Origin of the sequence: Pseudomonas sp. N40(2020) (assembly GCF_014472415.1) — a bacterium.
Lineage (GTDB): Bacteria > Pseudomonadota > Gammaproteobacteria > Pseudomonadales > Pseudomonadaceae > Aquipseudomonas.
This window is the reverse complement of sequence record NZ_JACSZV010000007.1, coordinates 92,702-118,508: the sequence shown is the minus strand read 5'-3', so window position 1 is coordinate 118,508 and position 25,807 is coordinate 92,702. Positions and strand designations below refer to the sequence as shown.

The following is a 25,807-nucleotide window of genomic DNA, read 5'->3' as shown; positions in this document are numbered from 1 at the left end:
CATGAGCAACCCCCTTGATCTCAGCCTGGACGGTGTAGAACGCCGATCGTTGGCCGACTTCACCGAAAGTGCCTACCTCAACTACTCCATGTACGTGATCATGGACCGTGCTCTGCCGCATATCGGCGACGGCCTGAAACCGGTACAGCGGCGTATCGTCTACGCCATGAGCGAGCTGGGGCTGGACGCCGATTCCAAGCACAAGAAATCGGCGCGTACCGTCGGTGACGTGCTCGGTAAGTTCCACCCGCACGGCGACTCGGCGTGCTATGAAGCGATGGTGCTGATGGCCCAGCCATTCAGCTATCGCTACACGCTGGTCGACGGCCAGGGTAACTGGGGTGCGCCGGATGATCCCAAGTCCTTCGCCGCCATGCGTTACACCGAAGCGCGGCTGTCGCGTTATTCCGAAGTGCTGCTCAGCGAACTGGGCCAAGGCACTGCAGATTGGGGCCCTAACTTCGACGGCACCCTGCAGGAGCCGCTGGTATTGCCGGCGCGCTTGCCGAACATCCTGCTCAACGGCACCACCGGTATCGCCGTGGGCATGGCCACCGATGTACCGCCACACAACCTGCGCGAAGTCGCGACTGCGTGCGTGCGCCTGCTCGATGAGCCGAAAGCCACGGTCGAGCAACTCTGCGAACACATTCAGGGCCCGGACTACCCGACCGAAGCGGAAATCATCACGCCGCGCGCCGACCTGCTGAAAATGTACGAAACCGGCAAGGGCTCGGTGCGCATGCGCGCCGTGTACCACGTCGAGGACGGCGACATCATCGTCACCGCGCTGCCGCATCAGGTCTCCGGAGCCAAAGTGCTGGAGCAGATTGCCGCGCTGATGCAGGCAAAACCGTCGAAAGCCCCGCAGATCGCTGACCTGCGTGACGAGTCCGACCACGAAAACCCGTGCCGCATCGTTATCATCCCGGTCAACAGCCGCGTCGATCACGAAGCGCTGATGCAGCACCTGTTCGCCAGTACCGAGCTGGAGTCGACCTACCGGGTCAACGTCAACATCATCGGGCTGGACGGCAAACCACAGCTGAAAAACCTGCGCGCGTTGCTCGTCGAATGGCTGGAATTCCGGGTGCTGACCGTGCGTCGCCGCCTGCAATTCCGCCTCGACAAGGTTGAGCGTCGCCTGCACCTGTTGGACGGTTTGTTGATCGCCTACCTCAACCTGGATGAAGTGATCCACATCATCCGTACCGAGGAACACCCGAAAGCCAAACTGATCGAGCGTTTCGCTCTCAGCGAGATCCAGGCCGACTACATTCTCGACACCCGTCTGCGTCAATTGGCGCGACTGGAAGAAATGAAGCTGCGCGACGAGCAGGACGAACTGCTCAAGGAACAAGCCAAGCTGCAAGCCCTGCTGGGCAGCGAAGCCAAGCTGAAGAAACTGGTGCGCACCGAGCTGATCAAGGACGCCGAAACCTATGGCGACGACCGTCGCTCGCCAATCGTCGAGCGCGCCGAAGCCAAAGCGTTGACCGAGCACGATCTGCTGCCAAACGAGAAAGTGACTGTCGTACTGTCGGAAAAAGGCTGGATCCGTTCGGCCAAGGGCCACGATATCGACGCCACCGGCCTGTCGTACAAGGCCGGCGACGGCTTCAAAACCTCGGCAGCGGGGCGCTCGAACCAGTTTGCGGTGTTTATCGACTCCACCGGCCGCAGCTATTCGGTGGCCGCGCACACCTTGCCATCGGCCCGTGGCCAAGGTGAACCGTTGACTGGCCGTCTGACGCCGCCACCGGGCGCATCGTTCGAATGCGTGCTGATGCCGGAAGACGACGCGCTTTACGTGATCGCCTCTGACGCCGGTTACGGTTTCGTGGTCAAGGGTGAGGACCTGCAAGCCAAGAACAAGGCCGGTAAAGCCCTGTTGAGCCTGCCAAACAACGCCAAGGTGATCGCGCCGCGTCCGGTGGCCGATCGTGAGCAGAACTGGTTGGCCTCGGTCACGACCGAAGGTCGCCTGCTGATCTTCAAAATCAGCGATCTGCCACAATTAGGTAAGGGCAAAGGCAACAAGATCATCGGTATTTCCGGTGAACGTGTGGCCAGTCGCGAAGAATATGTCACGGACATCGCTGTGCTTCCGGAAGGCGCGACCTTGGTGTTGCAGGCCGGAAAACGGACTCTGTCGCTGAAAGCCGACGACCTCGAACACTACAAAGGTGAGCGTGGACGTCGCGGCAATAAACTGCCAAGGGGCTTCCAGCGAGTGGATGCGCTGCTCGTCGAAAACCTCAATTAGGTGATAACACGCCCCCTAGAGCGCTCGATCTACGATTTAACGCGTAGATCGACGCTTTGGCGCTGGAGTCGGAACGCATATTCACGGATGATATGGCCTTTCAAGCGCCGGCGTGGCTGAGCGTTCTTCATATTTATTGAGTATTTTCACTGTGGTCAGCCTTGTGGCGGCCACCTGGACGGGATGATGACTGCTCTGCGCCCCCTTATTTTCCTGCTCGCCGGCGTTTTGGGCCTGGCGGGTTGCAGCGTTCACCAGCCGGTGTCGCTGTATCAACTGGACAGCGGAAGTCCGGTTCAGCCTGCGCAAAGCGCGGGCATGGCGGTTTTGTTGGGCCCGGTTGTGCTGGCCGATTACCTGCAACGTGAAACTCTGCTGCAACGTCAACCGGATGGCAGCCTGCAGGCGGCGACCGATGGTCGTTGGGCTGGCAGCCTTTCGTCGGATATCGATCAGTTGTTGCTGCGTCAGGTTGCCGGTCATCTGGATAGCCAGCGTGTCGTGCTGGCACCGGCCACTCAGGGCTTCACCCCTGACGTGCAGGTATTGATGACCATCACGCGTCTGGACTCCGGCGAGAAGCAACCGGCTATTCTCGATGCGCAATGGCGCCTGATCGACCGTCGTGGCCAGGTGCGAGATAACCGCATCATCCACCTGCAAGAGCTGCACGCCGGCAGTACGGCATCGCAGGTGCAGGCGCAGGGGATTCTGTTGCAGCGTCTGTCCGAGCAGCTGTCGGTGGCGCTCAAGCCGTTGGCTAATCAGCCACCAGTGGCTGAAGCTCCGCGCAAAGCAGCGCCGAAACCGGCAGCGCCGGCGGCGGAAGCCGAGAAGCAGCCGAAGATTCCGATGGCATCGCCGATTCGGACTGATATGGAAGTGTTCCGCTTCTGAGTCTGGTTTGAGTCAAATTAAAGCCCGCCTTGTGCGGGCTTTGTTATGTCTGGTGGCTGGAGATCTTTAAAGCCAGTGCTGGCCTCTTCGCGAGCAGGCTCGCTCCCACATTTGATCAGCAGCGTACAGATACCCTGTGGGAGCGAGCTTGCTCGCCAAAGGGCCGTTACAGGCAACAAAAAAGCCCGCAGACAATCGCTTGTCTGCGGGCTTCTGTGCATCTGGGCTAAGGCTTACGCCCGACGCTCATGCATCCGCGCCAGTTGCCGTTCCAGCATCGACGGATAAGGCTCCATCAACCGCTCCACGCAGCACGCCCCCTCAGGGCTGGCAATCGGCCGGATACGCGCACGCTGACGGATCAGCGCATCATCGCTGATCTTGCGCTCCACCAGCAGCAGGTTGCGACTGTGCTGCGACAGGGCCAGTGCATCCTGGGCCGAATCGGTCAGCAGCAGATCAATCTGGCTCAGACCGAACAACTCATCGCCAAGGGTCAGGCCCAGTTGCAATTGCAGGGTGATGCCGCTGTCGGCGACTTCGATCTGCAACTGATGGCCCAGCGCCCGCAACAACTCGCCGCAGCAAATCGCGTTGGTCAGGTAGTCGTCGCCACTGTCTTCGGTGTGGAACAGCATCAGCGTGCTGCCATCGTTCAGGGTTTCGATTTCGCCCTGATACAGCGAGGCGGCCTGATCGAGGCAGTCGCGATAGCGCTCCTGCAATTCTTCCAGACGCGCACGTGGCAGACGACGCAGTTGCTCCTGAGAACCCAGTTGAACCGCCAGCACCGCCGTGTGTTGCGGCACGCTCGGGGTGGCTTTGCGAATCTGCGGTTGTGCGGCACCGTTCAAGGACTCGTCGCGCAGATCGGCGAACGCGTCATCGTCATCATCGTCTTCGACGGTGCTGACCAAGTGGCGTGGTGCAGGCTTCTGCGCGGCCATCGGACGGGTTTCGTCAAAGCTCGGGTCACGCAGATTGCGCACCTCGAACTCGGTCTCGTCTTCCTCGTCTTCGAACTGGGGTTCCGGCTCAGGCGCGGGCTCCGGCGCATAGTTGGCGTGCAACTGACGGGCGAGATCGCCGATTTCGTCCTGACGCTCCATGCCCGGCGTGTGCTCGTCAATCCGGCGCAGCCATACACGCAATTGCAGCAGCGGGGTCGACAGGTAGCGGCCCATGCGCAAGCTCAAGGCCAGCGACAGCGCCAACAGAATCGCACTCAAAATGCCCATGCTTTGCAGGCTGATGGTCATCGGCTGCTGGAACTGATCCATGTCCAGGCTGATGCGCAGTTGCCCGGCGGTCACGTCCTGGAACGTGATCTTGCTCTCGTACATGCCCTCGGCTTCGCCCAACAGGCTGTGCTTGGGGCGCTGACCGGATTCGGCGAGGATGCGGTTATCCACGCTATAGATTGCCGCGTGGGCCACCAGTTTGTTCTTGGTCAGGTTATTGAGCAGCACGTTGAGGCTGAGGATGTCGTTGGACACCAACAGCTCCGTGGCGGAAGTGGCCGTTTGCGTGGTCAGGCTTTCGCCCAGCGCATCGGCCTGCTCGTGCATGGCCTGCTTGAACTGCAAGCCCATCACGCAGGCATAAATCACCAGCGCCAGAGCGACGAGGATCACGTTATGGCTGGCAATGCGCAATGCAATCGGTACACGGCGGTGGCGCAGTGCACGGAAGATCAGCAGAAAGAAGTTATCGGTTTTAACTGGCGTGGGCCGGTTCACTGAGCTCGGCTCTTTTGTCCGTGAAGTTGACGCGCAGTATAGCGACAGGCCCTAGACCGGCAAAGCGCTCGCGGTGCCCGATGGTCACTGAAAGTGGGTAGAATGCGGTTTTTTTCCAGTTGCGGGGGTGCGCGTTGCGCGAAATCGTCCTGATTAACATCACGGGAGTCGACCGTCCGGGTCTGACTGCGGCCATTACCGGCGTTCTGGCACAAGGTGGTGTGAACATTCTCGACATCGGGCAAGCGGTGATCCACGACACCCTGTCGTTTGGCATCCTTGTTGAAATTCCCGATTCCGAGCAAGGCAAAGCCGTGCTCAAGGACATCCTGTTCAAGGGCTACGAGCTCGACCAACAGGTGCGCTTCACCCCGGTCTCCGAAGAGGATTACCAGCAATGGGTGGGCAATCAGGGCAAGAAGCGCCATATCGTAACCCTGTTGACTCGCAAAGTGACCGCCGGGCAATTGCAGGCTGTCAGTTCGATTACTGCCAAATATGGTCTGAACATCGACCATATCGACCGTCTGTCGGGTCGTATGCCGCTGGACACCCCGGCGGACAAGGGCAAGGGCTGTATCGAGTTCTCCGTGCGTGGCGAAGCGGCTGATCCACAGGCGCTGCGTGCAGAATTCCTGAGCGTGGCGCAGGAGCTGAACGTCGACATCGCCTTCCAGGAAGATTCACTTTTCCGCCGCAACCGTCGTCTGGCGGTGTTTGACATGGACTCGACGCTGATCGAAGCCGAAGTCATCGACGAACTGGCGAAGGCTGCCGGTGTTGGCGAGCAAGTGTCGGCGATCACCGAGCGGGCGATGGCCGGCGAACTGGATTTTCGCGCCAGCTTCAAAGAGCGTCTGGCGTTGCTTAAAGGCCTGGACGTCAGCGTGCTGGACTCGATCGGCGCTTCGCTGCGCCTGACGGAGGGTGCAGAAACCCTGTTCGCCGAACTCAAGCGTCTGGGCTACAAGACCGCGATCCTGTCCGGCGGCTTCACCTATTTCGCCAAGCAATTGCAGGCCAAACTCGGCATTGACTACGTGTTCGCCAACGAGCTGGAAGTCGTCGACGGCAAGTGCACCGGCGTGGCGATCGAGCCGATCGTCGATGCGCAGCGCAAGGCTGACCTGTTGAAAGAGTTGGCACACAAGGAAGGTTTGCGTCTGGAGCAGACCATCGCGGTCGGCGACGGTGCGAATGACCTGCCGATGCTGGCGATTGCCGGGTTGGGTGTGGCGTTCCGCGCCAAGCCATTGGTCAAGCAGTCGGCGAAGCAGGCGATCTCGACTTTGGGTCTGGATGGTGTCCTGTATCTGCTGGGTTTCCGCGATCGCGACGGGCAGCTCTAAGATCTCGATAAGCTGATCTGACCTCTGCGCGAGCAAGCTCGCTCCCACGTTTGAAATGCATTCCAATGTGGGAGCGAGCTTGCTCGCGAAGGGCGCAACTGGGTCTAAAGCGACTTCCACAACGAATCAAAATCCTCCTCGCTCCCGCCATTCTGCGCGGCCTCCAGCGAGCGATAGGCAAACTGATTGAAACTATGTGTACTCGCCACCCGCCGATCCAGTCCGGCGCGGTGCTCGTCTCCATGGGTATTGATCAGTACTTTACTGCCTTCCTGAAAAGGCAATCGTGGCGCCAGCAAGGTTGCCGGCAAGTCGATCGCGCTGATCTGCGGCAACAGTAATCCGCGCAGATAGTGACTGTGATCGTCCCGCGAGCGCACCAGTTGCAGGCCGCACGGCTGCGCATGCGGTGCCACCAGCTCAATGCCCATCTGTGTGCCACCGCCACGCACCTGACGAATCCAGCGAATCACCGCAATGCTCCAGCCCAGACTTTCGCTGTCCTGAATCCCGAGCATTTCCCCGGCCTGTAATTCGGCGGGCACCTCTGCAGGCCAGCCCAGGCAATAACCGCCGGGGCTGTGATTGATCACCGGCAGCGCGTAAGTGGGGTAGTGCGGTGTGTTGTCGGTGCTGCTTTCGTCTTCGATCAGATGGTCGTACTGGATTTCTTCGTACGGCAGAAACTCATCCGCCTTGCTTTGCGGCGCGGCGTCGAATGCCTGGCTCCAACTGTCTTTTTCGCCCTTGGCGACGACGCTGCTGAAGTTCGCCGCGCGGGCGCCGGGGTGCTTGAGCAGTTCGCTGAAACTGCGTTCGCCACCGAGGTAAAAGTGCAGGGCGCTCATTCCCACGCACACGGTCAGGCTGCCTTGGCCAACGGTGCGCTGAAAGCTGCGTTCGGCGGCCTGACCCCAGGTCGCGTGCAAGTGTTGCAGAGTGTCGAAGCTGAGCCCCGTCGGGACAGGCAGGGGTGTCGAAGTGTCCTGACGCTGCAGATGCGCTTCGATGGCATTGACCAGTGGCTGCGGATCGAAACCGAGTAATCCGGCTTTTTGCTCGCTGCGAAACATGTTGCGATAACGCGGGCCAGCGTCGATTTCGGCGCTGATCGCAAACAAGCCATCGTCCGGACTGCCGGGATGCAGTTTGAGCAAGGTACTCCACGGTTCCAGGACTTCCGCGAGTCGAGCGATCTGGTTCTGCCGCAGTTGATTGCAACGGGCGCAGCCCAATAACAGGGTGGCGATGTACGTCTGTTCCAGGCTCAGCTCGGTAGTCAGGCTGGCGAGATCGTCACGTACCCGACGTTGTTGCAGCTGCAATTCACAGCCGATGCGATACAGCTGATGCAGTTCGAACCACAGGTGTTCCGGCGGTGAACTGTACAACTGCGTGGCGCGCAGCAACTGGCCCTTGAGTGCGTGTGCCGCCCGTTGCAGGGCCTGGCTGACCAGCGCCGCGCGATCCTTGCTGTACTTGGGTGCGATACGCAACACGATCTGTTTGTAGCCGATGGCCAGATGACTTTGCAGCGCCTGGCACAGGTTGCTGACCTTGCGCGAACGCTCGTCGAGCATGATCGCCTGATGCAGAAAGTGCCGCTCCAGATGCTGGCAGACGAAATACACCTCTGGCCGCATCAACTCCAAGAGTTGCAGGCGATTATCGCTGGGGGTGAGCAACTGGTTGAGTTCGCCCAGGCCTTGGTACAACTGGCGGGCGGTTTCGCCGATGTTCGCCTTGGGCAGGCCGGCGATCCAGCGTTTGAGGTCACGCGGGGTGGCTTCGCAGAACGACAGACGCGTTTGCGTTGGAGTGGGAGCACGTAGCTGCGGAGGGGCGATGGTCTGGCTCATGCCAAAAACCATAGCAGCAAATGCTGCAATCTGCGGGAGCCGAAGTGGCTCCCGCAGCACGGACATCAGACTTTTGGCAGTGCCAGACCCTGGCCCATCTGCACTGGCGAACCCGCCACCAGTTCTTCAGCCCACTTCACTTGATCCGGGCCAAACAGCACGATCGCGGTGGAACCCAGCTTGAAGCGGCCCAGTTCGGCGCCTTTTTCGAGATGGATCGGCGCGCGAGCGGCTTCGTCGTAGCGGAAGGTTTTCAGCTCACGCTTCGGCGGCGTGACCAGCCCAGCCCACACGGTTTCGATCGAAGCGACGATCATTGCGCCCACGAGAACAACGGCCATCGGCCCACGCTCGGTGTCGAAGATGCATGCCACACGCTCGTTGCGGGCGAACAGTTCCGGAACGTTTTCGGCAGTGGTCTGGTTGACCGAGAAGATCCGGCCCGGGATGTAGACCATTTCACGCAGGGTGCCGGCCAGTGGCATGTGGACGCGGTGGTAGTCCTTCGGCGACAGGTAAATAGTCGCAAAGTCGCCGCCCATGAACGGCGCAGCATTGGCTGCGTCACCGCCAAGCAGTTCCAGCACGCTGAAGCTGTGACCCTTGGCCTGGAACACGCGACCGTGTTCGATCGGGCCGAGTTGGCTGACCGCGCCGTCGGCCGGGCTGAGGATCGCGCCCGGGGTCTCGTCCAGCGGGCGCGCGCCATCTTTCAGGGCGCGAGTGAAGAAGGCGTTGAAGTGCTCGTAAGCGGTCACGTCTTCAACCAGCGCTTGCGACATGTCGACTTGATAGCGCTTGGCGAACCAGGTGGTGAAAGCATTCTTGAACCAGCGCACGCGGCACTCGGCAATGCAGCCGGCCAGGCGCGACAGCAGGTGGTGAGGCAGCAGGTACTGGCTGAGGATAAACAGACGCTCTTTCATGGGTTGTCCTTAAAAACCTTAAATCTCGACGGGCGTGTCAGGGTGGTTGCCCCATTCGCCCCAGGAACCGGCGTAGCCCTTGACCCGCGGATAACCGAGGGATTTGGCCACCAGATAAGTGAAGCCCGACCGGTGATGGGTCTGGCAATGGGTAATGATTTCTTTGTCCTTGGTGATCCCCAGGTCTTCGAGGATCTGTGGCATGTCCGTGCGGATGCGCAGGTTACGCGCCTTGTCCATGCCCGCGGTCCATTCGAAATTGACCGCGCCGGGAATATGGCCGCCCTTGGCCGCCAGCACTTTCTCGCCGGAATACTCCAGCGGCCCGCGCGCATCCCAGATCGCTAGATCGGCGGCGCCGAGACGGCTTTGCAGGTATTCGCGCGTAGCGGTCGGTTCATCATGCAGGGTCAGCGATACCGGGCCACCAACAGCCCGTGGCACCTGGATCGACATCGGCATGCCATCCGCCAGCCACGCCGGAAGACCGCCATCGACGTAGTGATACTTGTCGTGACCGATCACGTCGAGCAACCAGATGAACCGCCCGGCCCAGCCACCGCCCTCGTCGTCATAGACAACGTAGACCGCGTCTTTGCGATGGCCGAGTTCACCGAACAACGCTTCCAGATCGGCTTTGGCCGGCAGCAGTCCCGGTGCCGGCGGTTGGCCGAGCTGGGTGCGTTTGGGGTCGACAAACCGCGCGCCGGGAAGATGACCTTCGGCATAGCGGGCGGGGCTGGTCAGGTCTACCAGAATCAGTTCGCTGGACTCGAGCCGAGGGAGCAGGTCGCTCGGTTCGATGACGAGCGGCAAGCCAGAGAAGTCAGACATGTGAGGTCTCCAGAGCACAAAGGGGGGGATTGTAGCGCAGCCTCATCGGCCACGGCTGCTAAAGCTGTGCAGGGCTTTTTCGATGCACTGCGCGGTTTTGCCGAAGGCTTGCACGGTGATGTCGGCGAATGGCCCGCCGCCCTGATCAGCCACAACGATCATGATCACCCGGCCATTGTTGACCAGTGATCGCAGGAACAGATGCTCGCCACGGAACAGCGTGCGCAGGCTCGGCGGCAGCAGCGCGGAGAATTGCGTGTTGTTCTCCGGGTTGATCCGCACCTGAGCTTGTTGTGCGAGCAGCCGTTGCAGAACTTTGCTCTGGCTGACAACAAAGTTCAGCGCAGAGGCTTCTTTGGGCAGGCCGAAAATTTGATGCACGCGCAGATTGGATTGCGTGCGATCGGCCATCAGGATCATCACCCGGCGCATGCCACTGGCGACCAGCGCGTCGCGGGCGGCGACGGTCAGGCTCATGGCATTGGTGAAACGGCTCGGCTCGGCCAGCAGTTCGGCGCACTGCCGGCGCCATTGAGTCAGATCCTCGGCATTCGGTGCGGCAGCAGGCAACATCCCGGCCGGCAGGCGAAGGGTGCCCCACGGCCACAGCAGCGAAACCGCCGGGTGCCACAAGTCAGGCATCGCATGCTGGCGCGCACTGTTGGCGGCTTGCTGGTGCAACTGTTGCTGCACCTCGTCCATCGAAATCTGTAGATAAAGGCTGGTCAGATACTGCCAGCGCTCACTGTGCGGACTGTCCCATGCCTGTTGCGCCGACAGCGCCAGACCGTTGGCCAGCAGTACGGTGTTGGCGGGTTGATTGAGCCAGCGCCGCAGTGTTGGGTCGTCATCGAGACGATTTTGCTGACGCAACGGATGTTCGCTGTCACGGGCAATGCGCAACACTTTGACCAATTCGCGTTGCTCGCTGAGCAGCAACTTATAGCCCTGCTGCACCCAGATCGGCAGGTGCCAGGCTTGCACCAGCGCCTCGGCGATTTTAAGCAGGCGCACGCCAAACAATTGCTGCTCGACGGCGCGCGCCGATTCGCCCTTGTGGATAACCCGCAGTTCCCACTCTTCAAGCAGTTGTGGATAGGTCAGTGCCAGCGGCCACAGCGGCGACAGAAACAGCAGGCTGCCCCAATGAATGTCCTGCCACAGCCGCGCCAGGCGACTGGCAAAAAAACCGTTGGCCTGTTGCGTGGCGTGCTGGCTGATCATTTGCAGTTGGCGCAAGGCCTTGGGGATTTGCATCTGCGGTTGAGCAGGCAGGCGCGCCAGCAGTTCTTCGGTGCGGGCCAGACCCAGACGGTTGATCGCAACTTCAAGATTTTCGGCCGGTGTGGCCATGGTGCCGTGGGTGTGACGATTCGCCTCACGGATGATGCTCAAGGCCAGCGCAGGGCTGTCCTGCATCAGGTCGGCGATGTCGCGCAGCGAGCTGCGATTGTCACGGATCGCCCGGCAAACCTTGTCGTGAGCCTCTTGCGGCACGGGCAGGCGCACGCTATCGAGCAGCTTGACCCAGCCGTCGAGGGTGGTCGGTTTTGCGTGTGGGACGTTCGTTTCATTAGCCATGTCTGGACGAGATCTTCACTGACTGTAGACGCGCCCGGCATGGGCTAAATTGGCTTTTCGCCTGAACTGGCTATAGTCTGGCGCAGTTTTGCCGATAAGTAGAAGAAGAGATTTTTTAACTTCCGAATATGACCTTGAACCCGACTTAAATAAGTACTTTCTACCTATGGCTAAAATTATCGGCATCATCGTCGTATTCGCGAGCGTGCTCGGCGGATACGTGCTCTCCCACGGCAAGATTGCCGCCCTGGTCCAGCCCTTCGAGGTGTTGATCATCGGTGGTGCGGCGCTGGGTGCATTCCTCCAGGCCAACCCCAGCTACATGACGATGCACGTGCTCAAGAAATCCCTGAGCATGTTCAGTTCGCGTTTCAGCCACACTTTCTATCTGGAAGTGTTGGGCCTGATCTACGAGATCCTCAACAAGAGCCGCCGCGAAGGCATGATGGCCATCGAAGGCGACATCGAAGACGCCGCCGCGAGTCCGATCTTCGCCAAGTACCCGGCAGTGCTCAAAGACGAACGCATGACCGCGTTCATCTGCGATTACCTGCGCATCATGTCCTCCGGCAACATGGCTCCGCACGAGCTGGAAGGCCTGTTCGACATGGAGCTTTACAGCCTTAAAGAAGACCTTGAGCACCCATCCCACGCGGTGAACGGCATTGCCGACGCCATGCCGGGTTTCGGTATCGTCGCGGCGGTACTGGGTATCGTGGTGACCATGGCGTCCTTGGGCGAAGGCGATCAGAAGTCGATTGGTCTGCACGTGGGTGCGGCACTGGTGGGTACCTTCTTCGGTATTCTCGCGGCCTACGGTTTCTTCGGCCCGTTGGCGCACTCGTTGGCTCACGATGCCAAGGAAGAGCTGAATGTCTACGAAGCCATCAAAGCCTCGCTCGTAGCTTCGGCATCCGGCATGCCGCCATCGCTGGCGGTGGAGTTCGGTCGCAAGGTTCTGTACCCGGCTCACCGTCCAAGCTTTGCCGAGCTGGAACAAGCCGTTCGCGGTCGCTAAGTCATGGAAAATAATCAGCCGATTATCATCAAGCGCGTCAAGCGCATAGCCGGCGGGCATCACGGCGGGGCTTGGAAAATCGCCTTCGCCGACTTCGCCACGGCGATGATGGCGTTCTTCCTGGTGTTGTGGCTGCTGTCCACCGCAACGCCTGAGCAGAAGATCGCCATCGCCGGCTATTTCAAAGACCCGGTCGGCTTCTCCGAAAGCGGCACGCCGTACATCATCGATCTGGGCGGCACGCCGACCCTGGCGCCGGAAAACACTCTTAACCCTGAAGTGAAATCCCAGCCGCAACCGGACAAAGTCACGGTCGATGCCGAGCAAGTCGAAGGCATGGCCGAGATGGTCGAGAAGGAACGCCTGGAATTGCTCCTGCAAGAACTGCAGAACAAGGTCGACGAGAACCCGCAACTGCAGAAATTCAAGGATCAGATCCTCTTCGAGATTACGCCGAACGGCTTGCGCATCCAGATCATGGACGCTGAGAACCGGCCGATGTTCGACTCGGGTTCTGCACGTTTGAAGCCGTACTTCGAAGACATCCTGCTGGCCATGGCCGACACCATCAAAGCGGTGCCGAACAAGATCAGCATCAGCGGTCACACCGATGCCAAGCCTTATATCGGCAGCGGCGATTACGGCAACTGGGAGCTTTCGGCCAACCGTGCCAACGCCGCCCGCCGTGCATTGATTGCCGGTAGCTATCCGGATGCGCAAGTGGCGCGGGTTGTGGGTTACGCCTCGTCGGCACTGTTCGACCGGGAAAACCCGTTCAACCCGGTCAACCGTCGCATCGACATCGTGGTGCTGACCAAGAAGGCCCAGGCCGCCATCGAAGGCGCGCAGGGCGCCGATCCGGCGAAACCGGCTGAGCAAGGACCGAGCGGTGCTGCTCCGGCAACACCGGTCGATCCGAATGCGCTGCCGGCAGATCAGCAACCGGTGCCTGCGCACGAGTTGCGCGAGCGGTTGAACCTGTTCGACGACGCGGCACCCAAACCGGCCCAGCCGGGAAGTGCTCCGACAGCGCCACCGGCCACTGCACCGGCCCCCGCGCCGAAGCAGTGACCTACAAAAAGCCACGGTTACCGTGGCTTTTTTGTATCTGCCTGCGTCGCATTGACCAGTCGCAGTTTTCGCAATCACGGAAGATCAGTTATGGAAAGACTCAAAGCCTATTTTCAGCGGCACGGCAACGCACCTTTCAAGTTTGGTGAAGGGCGGGTCAGTGGCTATATCTCGGCCACGCTCGGGCTGTTGAGCCTGCTGGCGGTGTTCTGCTTCCTGTTCCCTGAATGGCTGACCACCGCTGAACTGCGCAAGGTCTACGACGAGCAATTCGCCCGCACCACACTGTTGCTCGGGCTGGTGCTGTCGTTCAGCCTCGGCACCCTGAATATCCTGCTCAACAAACGCAAACGTCTGGGGATCACCGGGCTGGTCGCTTCAGGCCTGGCGGTATTTCTCGGTGGCACCAATGTGCAAGTCAGCGAAATCGGGCAGACCCCATACTCACTGGGGCTGGACTGGTTTGTCCTGGCGCTGCTGGTGTCGGCCATCGTGTTTATTCCGCTGGAAAAGCTCTATTCCAAAGACCCCGAGCAAAACATCCTGCGGCCTCACTGGCGCACCGACCTGACCTACTTTTTCGTCAGCCACATGCTGGTGCAGTTCATCCTGATCTTCATCACCGCCTCGTCGAGTTACATCGCCGGTTGGGCCGTGTCGCCGGGCTTTCAGGCCAGCGTGCAAAGCCTGCCGTTGGTGGTGCAGTTCCTGCTCGCGGTGCTGGTGGCGGATCTCGGTCAGTATTGGCTGCATCGGCTGTACCACGTGGTGCCTTTTCTCTGGCGCCTTCACGCCGTGCATCACTCCAGCACACACATGGACTGGCTCGCCGGTTCGCGCGTGCACTTCATCGAAATCCTGCTGACCCGCACCGGCGTACTGGTGCCGCTGATGCTGCTGGGCTTCGCGCCGCAGGCGTTGAATGCCTATGTGATTCTGGTCGGCGTCCAGGCCGTGCTGGCTCACGCCAACGTGCGAATCAATGGCGGCTGGCTGAATTACCTGATCGTCCTGCCGCGTTACCACCACTGGCACCACGCGCGGCACAAGGACTATATCTACAAGAACTACGCGATTCACACGCCGTTGGTGGACATGCTGTTCGGCACCTTCAAGCTGCCGCCGAAAGAGTGGCCAGTACGTTATGGCGTGTTTGGCAAGGAATTGCCGGGCGGGATTGTGCAGCAGCATCTTTATGCGTTTAAGAAGCCTGAGCCGAAGTAAGGCCTGGCAAAAATGAAAAGCCCCGAATCGTCGGGGCTTTTTTGTGCTCGTTGAACAGTCATTCTTTGCAAAGGAATCTTCCCGCCGGCTTTAAAGATTCCTCCTACATCTATCCATTTTCGATCTTGTTAGCGTGCCCGCCAGTTTTCGCGAGCACAAACCAGGGACGGTTTCGACATCGCGCTCTTTTCCTATTTGCTTAAGGATAAGCGTATGTTCCGGTCGGCCAATGCGGCGCATTTTGCGTTGCAGATTCCTGCTATCCGTCACGACTTCAAAGTTTTGGCCTTCAGCGGCACTGAAGCGATCAGCACGCTCTACGGCATCCACGTTGAACTGATCAGCGAGCACCCGGATTTTGATCTGGAGAGCTTGCTCAGCCAACCGGCGTTTCTGCAATTTGGCCACAACGGCGAAGGCATTCACGGGCGCATCGAAGACGTGCTGATTGGCGAGGCCGGCAAACGCCTGACCCGCTATCACCTGACGCTGGTGCCGGCGTTGTATTACTTGCAGTTCAGCCGCGATCAGCGGGTTTTCCAGCAGCGCACAGTGCCGCAGATCATTACGCAGGTGCTCAAGGGGCATGGCATTCAAGGTGATGCATTTACCTTTCACGTCACGGCGAACCCGCCTCGTGACTACTGCACTCAATACGCCGAGTCTGACTTCGACTTCATCCAAAGGTTGTGCGCCGAGGACGGCATTGCCTGGCATCACCAGCATTCGGCGGACGGGCATTTGCTGGTGTTCACCGACGATCAGGTGTTCTTGGCCAAACTTGGCGCCACGCCGTATCAGCAGGATGCCGGCATGGTCGCAGAACACCCGGTGGTCAGCCGCTTCAGCGTACGCACCAGCACCCGCACCAGCACGGTCACCCGCCGCGACTATGACCACGAACGCCCAAGCCTCCTGCTCGAAAGCCACTTCACCGCCGAGTTCACCCCGGTGCTGGAAGACTATCGCTATCCGCTGTTGATCGAGAGCGAAAAGTACGGCAAGCAATTGGCCCGTCAGGCGCTGGAGCGGCATCGCAGCGACTATGAATTGGGCGAAGGTCATAGCGATCAGGCGAACCTGCGCTGCGGCCATTTATTCGAACTGACAGAACACCCGCGCAAAAGCTGCAATGACCTGTGGCTGTTGCTCAGCGTGTCCCATACCGGCCGACAGCCACAAGTGCTTGAGGAATCGGTTACCAGCGACGCCAAAGCTGCCGATGGCTTTACTCAGGGTTATCGCAACACCTTCAGCGTGATTCCTGCCGAGGTGGTGTTTCGCCCACCGTTGCCCGCACTTCGCCGCCCGCTGGTAAGCCAGACCGCACGCGTTACAGGGCCCGCCCATGAAGAAGTCCATTGCGATGAATACGGCCGCGTGAAGTGTGAGTTCAACTGGGACCGCGCCGAACTCAACAGCGAGCGTAGCAGCTGCTGGATCAGGGTTTCATCGAGTTGGGCCGGGGAAGGTTTCGGTTCGGTGACCATCCCGCGCATCGGCATGGAAGTGCTGGTGACCTTTTTGGAGGGGGATCCGGACAAACCGTTGATCACCGGTTGCGTGGCCAACAAGGTCACATCGGTGCCGTACATCCTGCCCGAACACAAGACCAGAACCGTGCTGCGCAGCCACAGCTCACCGCACACCGGCGGCTACAACGAATTGATGATCGAAGACCGCGCCGGCCAGGAAAAAATCTACCTGCGCGCCGAGCGTGACTTCGAACAACTGATCCTCAACGACAGCCATAGCCTGATCCGTAACGACCGCTTCGAACAGGTCGACAACCACAGCGCCAACCTGATCAAGGCTGACGAACGCCACACCACCGACGGTACGCGCAACACGGTGATTGGCACTGACGACCTGCTCAGCATCAGCGGTAACAGCAGCACCACGGCGGAAGGCACGCTAGTCATCCAGGCCGGCCCGCATGCACGGGTTACCGCGAGCCAAGTGGTGATTGATGCCGGGACAAGCCTGACGCTGAGTGCTGGCGGCCATCACATCGTGATCAATGCGGGCGGGATCTTCAGTAGTGTGGCCATCGTCGAGGGCGGCGCGCCGACGGCGGGTGTCACGGCGCAGACAGCGTTGGCGGCAGCGCCCGAAGCTCCGCAGGCACTGATCGCGCTGTCTGTCACCGCACAAGTGGCTGCGCTGGCTCAGGCGGCAGAACAGGCTTCCTCAGTCTGTGCCGTGTGCGAACAACTGTCACAGGTGAGCGCATGAGCCGGGCGTATTTGTTGCTGGATCGAGTCCAGATCGAAAACCTTCCCGATCGCCTGTTCGAGCTGACGGACGGCACGCCTGTTCACTCGCTTTATCAACGTACCGCCTACAGCGCTTTGGACAAGGCCGGTCCCGTGCTGATCGGTGTGATCCCCGATAGCCCGTTGGCAACGTTTTTTTGGCAGGAGTGGAGTGCAACGACGGGCATCTGGCTGGAGTCTGAGGCCGACGAAGATCAAGTGCTGGCGCATGTGCGCAGCCTGATTCACGCGCGTGTCGACGGGGCTGCGACGGTTTTCTTTCGTTTCTATGACCCGCGTATTACCGCGTTGTGGCTGAAGGATTTGCCCTCGCCTGAGCGTGATCGATTGATGGGGCCGATACGGCTGATTCGTCTGCCGGATTCACAGATCAATCAGCAAACCGAGCACCCCGCGATCCCGTATGCGCAGAAGCCCTGGCTGTTGCTGACGGCGGAACAACTCGATCACCTGAACGCGGCCAAGCGTCACTCTTTCACCACACAGTTGATCGAGCACGGTCAGCGCTATTTCGCCAAATACCTCAACACAATGGATTCGACTGCTTTGCAGCAATGGGCCATGGAGTGTCAGGCCAGTGCTGCACGTCGGGGCTTCAGTGCCGTCGATGAAGTCCTGCGCTGGGCGCGTTTCTTCACGGTGCTGGGCACTGATTTTCCCGATGGTGTCGAGCACGGAGCCTACCGACAATTGCTGGCCGAACCCGGAGTTATGCCGCACCAGCGTCTGGACAACCTCAACAGCGCATTGACGCACCAATTGCTGACCGACAAGGACTTCGCCCGATGAACGCCGAAAAACTGGCCATGGTCGACGAGGCCGCTCAGGCCGAACGCGAGGCCAAAGCCCAGCCGCATGTGGATATCAACTGCACGGTGCATCCGTGCCCGGCCAGTCAGCCCGAACTGTTTGTGGTGCCGGTGCGCTATGCGCTGGCGCACGAAAAGGCTGAACACGCTTGTTGCGTTCCCGGTATTACGCCGCAAAGCCGCCCGATGGCAGCACGTCGTTTGCGCGCAGGGTTTGTGTACCTCTGGCAGCATCAGGGGCCGCTCAAGCGTTTTGCTGTTTCGCCGCAGGGCTTGTTGCAGGAACAGGCGCTGGACGCGGCGGCCACTCCGGTAGCCGACGCCACACTCACCGGCCTGGCGCTGCAAAAAATCCACGACGCGTGGATGCTTTACAGTGAATTCCCGTTGAACGCCGAGCACTGCCGAATCCTGAGCGAGAGCAGCGCCAAACGCAGCCAGCACATGCGCCACATTGCCCTGCGCACGGTGGCCGATGAGTTACAAGCTCCGCACTGTCCGCCGTTGGACAAGTGCGATGAGGTCTTGGCCGAACTGATCCCCGGCACCTACGCCCGGTCGATGAAAGCCGATCAGCAAAAAAACGCCGATGACACCGACGCCCTCGGCGCAACGCTGTTAGACGACCCAACTCCATCCAACATCAAAGCCTACACAGACGCCAAGCACCGCATCCGCGAGCGCCACAAGGTGCTCGATCAACATCCTGATGCCAGCGACGAGCCGCCGGGCGAATGGAGCGCCGAGTCATGGGACGGGCAGGGCACGCGGGATTGGCTGGAAAACGCCAAAGCGCAAAGAGAGGGATTGTTCGCCGTCTTCGCCTGTCTGGACGATGACTTGGGTGTGTTGCGCGACATCAACCACGAACAGGAATGGCTGGAAGCCGGTCACGAAAAATGGTTGGGCGAAAACAATCTGCGCCTTAGCATCGGCGGCTTTGTGCGCAGCTTGATCACCGAGGATGGCGCCGAACTGGCGGGCAATCTCAGCTATCGCTACAAGGATCGCGACATCAGCCTCACGCCCGAACAGGGCCAGATTATGCTCGACACCCAGGATCGGCTGAATGAGGAACTCAGGGTTGAAACCCGGGATCGTCAATACGGCGGTCGGCCGACCCAGGCCGAAGCTGCCGCCCGTGATGCGCGTATCGCAGCCATTGTCGGACCGGTACGGGCGTTTATTCCGGCCGATCTGTACTACGAAGCGGAGGAAGTGGTCCGGCAATACCGCGCGGAAAAACAAGCGAATCTCAACAATCATGCGTTCAGCGCCAAGGTCGGCAACTACATCGACCTCGACGCCATGAACACATGGTTCACCGACACCGCTGCCGGCCACTTCCAACAACTCGAACAACGCCACACTGCGTTGTTCGCCGATCGTGGCAAGTACCTGAAACGCTCGGTCAGCGGCACCTGGTTTGTCGATTATGACGACCTGCCGACGCGCCAATGGCTGACTGAACTCGCCACCGGTTGCCTGACCGCCCAATGCATTCGCGCCCTAGGCGCCGAGCAATACGCCGACTACGTGCGCGCCGCCGACGGGGGCGCACTCCGGCAACTGTTCAACGCCTGGACACCGTCGCTTGAGGCCGCAGTCAACAACGCCTCGCGCCTTGGCGAGTTGATGGCCGCACTGTCCGCCGACAACATCAGCGCCACCCATCAGGTTCTGGCGCCGTTGAGTGTGGTGGTGCTGGATGACATCGCGACCATGGCCCGCGAGGCCGACAGTCAATGGAATGTGCTGGTCAATCGACTGGGTGCGGCGTTGCTGTTGCTCAAGGGTGACAAGGGTTTCAGCGCGTCGTGGATGAGCATTTTTCTTGCCGCGAGGTTGGGCGGGGAAAGCCGTTTGCAATTCGTGACTGAGGGCGCGCGGCAAGTGTGGAAGTTGTTCGGGCAACGGGCCGAGGCGTTGGGTGAATGGGTGAACAAGACGGGGAAAGCCATTGGGGTTGGGCGGGTGGAGCGGATTGTGAATTCGCCAGTGGTGGTCAACAGCGGGGGAGTGGTGCCGTTGGCGGCGTTGTTGGTGAACGTGGTGAATGTGCAGAACTATTTGAGCGAGGCCGGGGTGCTGGAGGGGATGGATGCCCGGCGGGTGAATGACACGGTGTCGGCGAGTTTGTATGGGTCGGCGGCGTTGGTGGCGGTGGTGGATAGTCAGGTGCGGATGGGGTTGGGGAGGGATCGGTTTTTTATTCGTTCATCTGCGGCGCCGATGCTTACGTTGTTTGGTGGGGTGGTTGGTGGGTTGTCATTTGCAGCCTCTGTGAATGAATACAGGTCTCTGCAAGTTCAGTTAGAGAGAGCAAATACACATGTTGATCCTTGGTTGGAAATGCGCCACGCCGTGGTCGCTGGTCAAGTAGGTGCTTTTGGCGCTCAGGCATTGTTGGGAATGGCGCAAACTGGTAGAGCCTTGGCAGGCTTGGTGGAAGTCGAAATAGCCATCTTGCGTTACACGCTGTACATGGGGCCGCTGAACTGGATTATTGCCGGGTTAGGCTTGCTGTATCTGACTGCCTGGATTTTCGAGAAAACGCCGCTGCAAAACTTCATGAATAACTGCTGTTGGTCTAAGGCCCGAGCTAACGATTTGGAGCCTATTGCGCCCAAAGCCCAACAGGACGAACTCGACCGTTTGTACCTCATCCTCTATACGCCTCGGGTCACCATGCAAAGCAGTTCCAAGCCTGCGCCTGATAATGGCCGTTCCGGCCTGGCTTTCGTCAGCGCTATTGATTCACTAACCATCGACTTGCCGGGCGCCGAGCCAGGCAGTGTCTACCTGGAACTGAGCATGGTCGGTGATCCGGTAGATACTCTCGAAAACCGACATTTGATCAAAAACAGTCGAACCGGCAATTTCAAACCCCCCCGTCCGTGGCGTGACATGACGCCCGTCTGGTTGTCCGACAGTAGTTGCCAGTGGATACCGTTCGAGGAGGGTCAGGGCCTGCGTATAAGCGGTTCTTTCAAAGAGGTGAAAGACTTGCTGAACACACCACCCAGCACGTTGTCGCTAAGGTTGCGTTATCGCACCCCACTGACCGCGATACTCGGCGCTCGAAGTTTTATCGGCGGGGAGCGAGGTTTGGCTTTTACCTTGAACAACTCCACGGGTGTCATAGCGCTGCGAGCCGACCCAACGCCTGAGCTTGATCGTGTGCCGAACTACCCGCTAGGGGAGGATCACCCCGGCGCCCTTTACCTGCAACCGAAGGACAAGCGATGAGTACGCCACCGGCAGGCACCACGAAAAAATGGATGTTTTCGCGCAGTGACTACTTGGCGCCATTGCCCGTTCCTACGGGTAGAAAACCCTCTGATGTGCTTAATATCATCTGGCGCAAAAACGATGTGTTTCTCGATATTGGTAACTACAGCATCGGTTCGGCGGTGATGGTCTTGTGGCCAATGGTGTTGCTTTTTGCATTTTTGAATTACCTCTCCCCCGATCCGCTGATATGGGGTGGAGGATTAATAATTGTGGGAATTCCTATTTTGTTTGTTGTGTTCGGCCTCTTCCGAGAAGTCCCCTTACCCATACGCTTCAACCGCCAACGCCGCGAAGTCTGCGTCCCCCGCGACAACGGTGAGTACTGGATTGTCCCGTGGGAAACGGTAACAGCCGCCGCCACCCAGTATTCATCAGTCAGTCAGGCCGGCAAAGCCACGATGGGTCTACTGGTCATCGGTTTCGAAAACTCCGACCCGCACGCCAAAGACGACAACAAACACTTTTCATTAGGCTTCAACTGTGGCGGCGGCACGACGGCGATGGCGTTGTGGGAATGCATGCGCAGTTATATGGAGATCGGGCCAGAGGCTGTCGAGGATCAAACCGCCCGTTTCGACAGGTCCAAAGGAATCTGGGCTACTTACCTGGACGATCTGAACAAGGCTGCGAAGTTAAGAGGCTGGTTCATAACTGCTCTCTGGGAAGGGTTTTGCGGGATTTTCATATTCAACACTTTGCTGATAGATGTGCTTGAGCGTTGGAAGTTGAACCCACCACCCGATTTGACTTATCCCGACATCATTGAATGGTCAAAACCACTCCCTCCTGGACAATGGGCCAAACGCTCTCCAGAGCTGGAAGCCGCCATCGCCCAACGCGAGGGTGAACTGGCCGCGCAGACAGAGTGAGAGTTGGCTTGAGGGCAAATACCTCAAGGCTGCGAACTTAGACGTCCACCCATAACGTTGCCAATACGCTTTTCGCACAGATTGGCCAGAAGCTGTCGTGGAGCGCTAGAAGACTTCCAGTCCCCCATGCGACCTATGAAGCACAAACTCTCAAGTAACCAGTAAGGCAACTTCTCGGACTCATGTAGGACGGCTCCGAGACGTATAAAACGGGTTTCATTTCACCCAAGGGCTCACTTATAGTTCGCCCGTCACCGAAGATTCGATGACCGATCTTAGCCGGTCGAAACAAGATGGAATGTCCATAAACCATTGGAGTTTGACCATGGCTGATTTCCGTCCGCTGCAAGGCAACATAAGCACCACCCCCACGCTCTACATCGACACCGAAGCCAAGGCCTCGGCGCTTCTCGAAACCGCAAAGCATCGCTTGAACATCCTGCGCAATATGCTCAACAGCGTGAGTTGCCTTTGCGTCAAAGATGCCGAAGGTCATGATCTTGAACATTTCGCCAGCGCCGCGCATATCCTGCTTCAGGATGGCTGTGATGCGCTGGATGCGTTGGGCTGGAAGCTGGATAGAGTCGCGCCCGGACTTTGAAAGTAAAAAGCCGCGATTGTGTCGCGGCTTTTTTACGTCTGTCAGAACCCGCGCCGAATCCGGTTTTTCAGTTGTTCGTGGAAAATCTCGGCGTTGCGTTTATAGGTGCCGCTAAAGGATTCATTGCTCGAGTCCAGCGTCATCGAGCGCTTGCTCGACACTTCCTCACGATACGCGTCGATGAAGAAATTCAGATCACTGTCCGTGCTCAGCTTCGGCCACTTATCCAGATACAACGGCAACTCTGCCGGCCCGGTCTTGAACGAACAGATCCGCCGGTTACTGATCGTCGCCTCACCGATTTCAAACGGCACCCACCACGACAAGGCTGTCCTCTCTGAAACCACTGCCAGCAGGTGCGTGCATTCAGTGATGTTGCGGGTGATGACCCCGGTGATGTCGTCGGTGGTCTGGGACTCCGGGTCCAGCACGTCGAGGTAGGTTTTGATGTTGGCCTGGATCAGGCGGCTGTTGATGGCGATGGCGTGGGCGCGATCCATGTGGCGGTAGCTGATGAAGACTGGCATCAGAAGTGTCCTTTGAGGGCGAGTTCGCGGTAGTAGGCTCCGAGGGCGGTGAGGCGGCAGCCGGTGGAATTGATGGCCGCGTAATACATGTGTTCGGCGTCCACCGGTTCGATCAGGCTGTGGCGGTTGCACGTTTGCAGTTGTTTGAAGATGTCGCCGTGATCGGCATCGAACGAGGGTTCGGTGGGTTCGTAGCTTGGGTCGAGCCTGAAGACGAAACTCGGCTCGGGGAACCAGTCCTTGAGTTTGCGCAGGGTTTCCTCGGCGATCAGCGGTGCCACTTCGCGCAGTGGCACGAACTGCGACACGTTGGTCTTGAACACCGGGCGCTGTTCCCAGGCCCCCAGCGCGTTGTCGACAAACGAGTAAACGCTACCCGGTGTGACCTTGCCGAGCACGTTGGCGGCGCCACCGTGCAGGGCCTGTAACAGCAGGTCGGTGAATACGCCGTGGCCGCGACTTTCGAGGGCTGACTGTTCTTTTTTGCAGGCAGTGAGAATGGTCATGCCTTCGCCGATCACGCTGCTGCCGCCACGCAGATTGCGCATGGCACCTGCTGCGCCGGCCTGGCAGCAATCGAGAATGATGATTTTGTTTTTGATCTGCGACGCCTGATCAGCCCACAGCAGAATGTCGCTGATGCGAATGCCTTCCCCGCCGTGTTTGAAGTCCTGCGGAATCAGCAGCCCTTCGTCGATGCTGGTGTCGAACTGCCCGTGGCCGGCGAAGTACAGCAGCGCTACATCGCAGTCGCCGGAAAACAGGCTCTGAATCTGTTGCTTCATGGTGTTGAGCGTCAGGTTCTCCTCAGATGAAGTCAGCACTTTGCTGCTGAAGTTCGGGCGCCCGCTGGCGTGGCGCTCCAGAACCGACGCCATGGCCATTGCATCATTGTTGCAGCCGCTCAAAGGAGCGACATGGGCGTAATGGTTGATGCCGATAAACAATCCTTTGCGCATGGTTACACCGCCGTATGCAAGCGAATGGCGCTGACGATGCTATTGGTGTTCCACGCGCATTCGGCGTGAGCTGCATCGCTGACCACCACGGCGGTGCGTTCGGCGCCGTGGGGGCGGATCGCGATGATGACCTTGCCCAGCCGTTTGGCGATATCAATCTCCTTTTGAATCCATTTGCTGTAGGCCGAGTACATGCCGGCCATCACCAGTACGGCGGAGCAGGGACGAATCTTGTTTTCGATGGCTTCTTCGAGCTCTTTATCGGTGTGGGCACCGACAATCGGATTTTGCGGTGGTACCGAAAAATTCTTGAACGTGAAGGTGGGGTGGTCGCCTAGCAGGCGAATCAGATTGTCGTGGGAGCCTGAGTAGTTCCACGACTGGCTGATGAACAAATGATAGGTTTGCATGGGGTTCCTCGGAGGTCGCAACAGTGCGAAGGAGGAACTGAATGTAGGCATCTGCGTGAGGCCTACAAGGTGCGGGCGGCAAAAGAGAAATGTCCTGCAAGCAGGCGTGCTAAAGCCCTACAGAAAGGTCTGACGTTTAAGCGTTTGGGGGATTTGTCGGGCGTGATCCTACAGCCGGCAGCCCTGTGTTTCAGGGCTGCCGGTGCGCCTGTTTAATAGCCGTTTTCAGGCAGACTGGCGATGATCGAGCGGTAGCTGTTCATCCGTTGCTGCTGCACGCGGCCATCTTCAAGGGCCTTGAGCAGTGCGCAACCCGGTTCGCGATCATGCTTGCAGTCGCGGAAGCGGCAGGTGCCGAGCAGGTCGTTGAACTCGATGAAACCGGCTTCTACGTCGGCGCGGCTGACGTGGCCGAGGCCGAATTCGCGGATGCCAGGGGAGTCGATCAGTTCGCCGCCGCCCGGGAAGTGGAACAGCCGTGCGGTGGTCGTCGTGTGCGTGCCCTGACCGGACAGTTCGGACAACGGCCCGACGCGGGTTTCCACCTCAGGCAACAAGCTGTTGACCAGCGACGACTTGCCGACACCGGACTGGCCAACGAACACGCTGATGCGTCCGTCGAGCTGCTGTTGCAGCTGTTCCATGCCATTGCCGTGGTGCGCCGAGACTTCCAGCACCGGATAACCCAGCGTGCGGTAAACGGCCAGCAGGGCGTTGAGTGCCGGGGCGTTCTGCTCGTCGATCAGATCGAATTTGTTCAGCAGCAACAGCGGACGGATGCCAGCGTGTTCGGCGGCTACGAGGTAGCGGTCGATCAGGTTGGCGTGCGGCTCTGGCAGCGGGGCGAAGACGATGACGATCATGTCGACGTTGGCGGCCACTGGCTTGAGCTGACCACGGCTGTCCGGGCGGCACAGTTCGGTGGTGCGCGGCAATTGCGCGACGATCACACCGATACCCTGGTTGCCGGCACGCCAGACCACCTGGTCGCCGGTCACCAGCGCTGGCAGGTTGGCGCGCAAGTGGCAACGGAACACTTGGCCGGCGAGTTCGCCGTCCTTGGCCTCGACCTCGACCTGCACACCGAAGTGGGCAATCACCAGGCCGTGTTGCTCAGGGCCAAGGTCGCCGCCCTCCAATGCTTCGACAGCAGAGGACTCGCGTTTGGCGGCGCGTGCGGCGCGCTCGCCTTGAATCTTTTCGATGCGCCAGTTTTGACGACGATTGAGTTGGCGTTTGGCCATGGGTGTTCCGTCTGAAGAATGCAGCGATTAGGTAAAACGGCCGCGAGTTTAGCA

The 25,807-nt window shown here is 59.4% G+C and carries 20 protein-coding genes; 11 read left to right on the top strand and 9 right to left on the bottom strand.

What is annotated here, in order from left to right:
• Position 1: 1 nt before the first annotated feature.
• Together parC and IAI51_RS07635 are read left to right on the top strand one after the other, a co-directional pair.
• Positions 2-2,266 carry a DNA topoisomerase IV subunit A gene (gene parC, locus IAI51_RS07640; RefSeq protein WP_187677902.1) on the top strand — a complete coding sequence of 755 codons (2,265 nt, stop codon included), beginning with the start codon at positions 2-4 and terminating at the stop codon, positions 2,264-2,266.
• Between the two features lie 186 nt (positions 2,267-2,452).
• Positions 2,453-3,163: a membrane integrity-associated transporter subunit PqiC gene (locus tag IAI51_RS07635; RefSeq protein ID WP_187677901.1), complete on the top strand. Its 711-nt coding sequence runs from the start codon at positions 2,453-2,455 to the stop codon at positions 3,161-3,163.
• 233 nt (positions 3,164-3,396) lie between these two features.
• Here IAI51_RS07635 and IAI51_RS07630 read toward each other — a convergent pair whose 3' ends face one another.
• Entirely contained in the window at positions 3,397-4,902 is a 1,506-nt protein-coding gene (locus IAI51_RS07630) for an AhpA/YtjB family protein (protein ID WP_187677900.1), read from the bottom strand.
• A 134-nt stretch (positions 4,903-5,036) separates the two neighbouring features.
• On the opposite strand from IAI51_RS07630, the gene serB reads away from it, so the two are divergent.
• The gene (gene serB / locus IAI51_RS07625; protein WP_007967407.1) at positions 5,037-6,251 is read left to right on the top strand and encodes a phosphoserine phosphatase SerB; all 1,215 of its coding nucleotides are present in this window, start codon (positions 5,037-5,039) and stop codon (positions 6,249-6,251) included.
• Positions 6,252-6,355: 104 nt separating this feature from the next.
• Here the strand turns inward: serB and IAI51_RS07620 are convergent, their stop codons facing one another.
• The 4 genes from IAI51_RS07620 to IAI51_RS07605 form a co-directional block, all read right to left on the bottom strand.
• Entirely contained in the window at positions 6,356-8,110 is a 1,755-nt protein-coding gene (locus tag IAI51_RS07620) for a molecular chaperone (RefSeq protein WP_187677899.1), read from the bottom strand.
• Between the two features lie 65 nt (positions 8,111-8,175).
• Positions 8,176-9,036, bottom strand: coding sequence for an archaetidylserine decarboxylase (gene asd, locus IAI51_RS07615; RefSeq protein ID WP_187677898.1), 861 nt, complete (start codon positions 9,034-9,036; stop codon positions 8,176-8,178).
• Between the two features lie 18 nt (positions 9,037-9,054).
• Positions 9,055-9,870 carry a thiosulfate sulfurtransferase gene (gene rhdA / locus IAI51_RS07610; RefSeq protein ID WP_187677897.1) on the bottom strand — a complete coding sequence of 272 codons (816 nt, stop codon included), beginning with the start codon at positions 9,868-9,870 and terminating at the stop codon, positions 9,055-9,057.
• Between the two features lie 42 nt (positions 9,871-9,912).
• Positions 9,913-11,451: an HDOD domain-containing protein gene (locus tag IAI51_RS07605; protein WP_187677896.1), complete on the bottom strand. Its 1,539-nt coding sequence runs from the start codon at positions 11,449-11,451 to the stop codon at positions 9,913-9,915.
• Between the two features lie 166 nt (positions 11,452-11,617).
• On the opposite strand from IAI51_RS07605, the gene motA reads away from it, so the two are divergent.
• The 8 genes from motA to IAI51_RS07560 all read left to right on the top strand — a co-directional run bounded on the left by motA (position 11,618) and on the right by IAI51_RS07560 (position 22,613).
• Positions 11,618-12,469 carry a flagellar motor stator protein MotA gene (gene motA / locus IAI51_RS07600; protein ID WP_187677895.1) on the top strand — a complete coding sequence of 284 codons (852 nt, stop codon included), beginning with the start codon at positions 11,618-11,620 and terminating at the stop codon, positions 12,467-12,469.
• A 3-nt stretch (positions 12,470-12,472) separates the two neighbouring features.
• Positions 12,473-13,540: a flagellar motor protein MotB gene (gene motB / locus IAI51_RS07595; protein ID WP_187677894.1), complete on the top strand. Its 1,068-nt coding sequence runs from the start codon at positions 12,473-12,475 to the stop codon at positions 13,538-13,540.
• A gap of 90 nt (positions 13,541-13,630) precedes the next feature.
• Positions 13,631-14,764, top strand: coding sequence for a sterol desaturase family protein (locus IAI51_RS07590; RefSeq protein WP_187677893.1), 1,134 nt, complete (start codon positions 13,631-13,633; stop codon positions 14,762-14,764).
• Between the two features lie 213 nt (positions 14,765-14,977).
• Positions 14,978-16,999, top strand: a complete 2,022-nt coding sequence (gene tssI / locus IAI51_RS07585; RefSeq protein ID WP_187677892.1) for a type VI secretion system tip protein TssI/VgrG — start codon at positions 14,978-14,980, stop codon at positions 16,997-16,999.
• Positions 16,996-17,829, top strand: a complete 834-nt coding sequence (locus tag IAI51_RS07580; RefSeq protein WP_187677891.1) for a DUF4123 domain-containing protein — start codon at positions 16,996-16,998, stop codon at positions 17,827-17,829. Before tssI ends, IAI51_RS07580 begins: the two co-directional genes overlap by 4 nt.
• A complete protein-coding gene (locus IAI51_RS07575; RefSeq protein WP_262410312.1) occupies positions 17,826-21,098 on the top strand; it encodes a toxin VasX in 3,273 nt (1,090 codons plus the stop codon). The genes IAI51_RS07580 and IAI51_RS07575 overlap by 4 nt, the downstream gene beginning before the upstream one ends.
• Entirely contained in the window at positions 21,095-22,012 is a 918-nt protein-coding gene (locus IAI51_RS07565) for a hypothetical protein (RefSeq protein WP_187677890.1), read from the top strand. The genes IAI51_RS07575 and IAI51_RS07565 overlap by 4 nt, the downstream gene beginning before the upstream one ends.
• Before the next feature lie 325 nt (positions 22,013-22,337).
• Positions 22,338-22,613, top strand: a complete 276-nt coding sequence (locus IAI51_RS07560) for a hypothetical protein (RefSeq protein ID WP_187677889.1) — start codon at positions 22,338-22,340, stop codon at positions 22,611-22,613.
• Positions 22,614-22,654: 41 nt separating this feature from the next.
• Here IAI51_RS07560 and IAI51_RS07555 read toward each other — a convergent pair whose 3' ends face one another.
• The 4 genes from IAI51_RS07555 to rsgA form a co-directional block, all read right to left on the bottom strand.
• Positions 22,655-23,140 (bottom strand): toll/interleukin-1 receptor domain-containing protein, encoded by a 486-nt coding sequence (locus tag IAI51_RS07555; protein WP_187677888.1) that lies wholly within the window; start codon positions 23,138-23,140, stop codon positions 22,655-22,657.
• Positions 23,140-24,099 (bottom strand): caspase domain-containing protein, encoded by a 960-nt coding sequence (locus IAI51_RS07550; protein ID WP_187677887.1) that lies wholly within the window; start codon positions 24,097-24,099, stop codon positions 23,140-23,142. The genes IAI51_RS07555 and IAI51_RS07550 overlap by 1 nt, the downstream gene beginning before the upstream one ends.
• 2 nt (positions 24,100-24,101) lie before the next feature.
• Positions 24,102-24,509: a TIR domain-containing protein gene (locus IAI51_RS07545; protein WP_187677886.1), complete on the bottom strand. Its 408-nt coding sequence runs from the start codon at positions 24,507-24,509 to the stop codon at positions 24,102-24,104.
• Between the two features lie 212 nt (positions 24,510-24,721).
• A complete protein-coding gene (gene rsgA, locus IAI51_RS07540) occupies positions 24,722-25,753 on the bottom strand; it encodes a small ribosomal subunit biogenesis GTPase RsgA (protein ID WP_187677885.1) in 1,032 nt (343 codons plus the stop codon).
• Positions 25,754-25,807: the final 54 nt, after the last annotated feature.

Bases quoted from the DNA above. Each gene is read 5' to 3' on its own strand.
- IAI51_RS07580 (WP_187677891.1), top strand. From the start codon at position 16,996: ATGAGCCGGGCGTATTTGTTGCTGGATCGAGTCCAGATCGAAAACCTT.
- IAI51_RS07575 (WP_262410312.1), top strand. From the start codon at position 17,826: ATGAACGCCGAAAAACTGGCCATGGTCGACGAGGCCGCTCAGGCCGAA.
- parC (WP_187677902.1), top strand. From the start codon at position 2: ATGAGCAACCCCCTTGATCTCAGCCTGGACGGTGTAGAACGCCGATCG.
- IAI51_RS07550 (WP_187677887.1), bottom strand. From the start codon at position 24,099: ATGCGCAAAGGATTGTTTATCGGCATCAACCATTACGCCCATGTCGCT.
- IAI51_RS07545 (WP_187677886.1), bottom strand. From the start codon at position 24,509: ATGCAAACCTATCATTTGTTCATCAGCCAGTCGTGGAACTACTCAGGC.
- IAI51_RS07605 (WP_187677896.1), bottom strand. From the start codon at position 11,451: ATGGCTAATGAAACGAACGTCCCACACGCAAAACCGACCACCCTCGAC.
- IAI51_RS07560 (WP_187677889.1), top strand. From the start codon at position 22,338: ATGGCTGATTTCCGTCCGCTGCAAGGCAACATAAGCACCACCCCCACG.
- IAI51_RS07635 (WP_187677901.1), top strand. From the start codon at position 2,453: ATGACTGCTCTGCGCCCCCTTATTTTCCTGCTCGCCGGCGTTTTGGGC.
- tssI (WP_187677892.1), top strand. From the start codon at position 14,978: ATGTTCCGGTCGGCCAATGCGGCGCATTTTGCGTTGCAGATTCCTGCT.
- asd (WP_187677898.1), bottom strand. From the start codon at position 9,036: ATGAAAGAGCGTCTGTTTATCCTCAGCCAGTACCTGCTGCCTCACCAC.
- motA (WP_187677895.1), top strand. From the start codon at position 11,618: ATGGCTAAAATTATCGGCATCATCGTCGTATTCGCGAGCGTGCTCGGC.
- IAI51_RS07590 (WP_187677893.1), top strand. From the start codon at position 13,631: ATGGAAAGACTCAAAGCCTATTTTCAGCGGCACGGCAACGCACCTTTC.
- IAI51_RS07555 (WP_187677888.1), bottom strand. From the start codon at position 23,140: ATGCCAGTCTTCATCAGCTACCGCCACATGGATCGCGCCCACGCCATC.
- IAI51_RS07620 (WP_187677899.1), bottom strand. From the start codon at position 8,110: ATGAGCCAGACCATCGCCCCTCCGCAGCTACGTGCTCCCACTCCAACG.
- rhdA (WP_187677897.1), bottom strand. From the start codon at position 9,870: ATGTCTGACTTCTCTGGCTTGCCGCTCGTCATCGAACCGAGCGACCTG.
- motB (WP_187677894.1), top strand. From the start codon at position 12,473: ATGGAAAATAATCAGCCGATTATCATCAAGCGCGTCAAGCGCATAGCC.
- IAI51_RS07565 (WP_187677890.1), top strand. From the start codon at position 21,095: ATGAGTACGCCACCGGCAGGCACCACGAAAAAATGGATGTTTTCGCGC.
- rsgA (WP_187677885.1), bottom strand. From the start codon at position 25,753: ATGGCCAAACGCCAACTCAATCGTCGTCAAAACTGGCGCATCGAAAAG.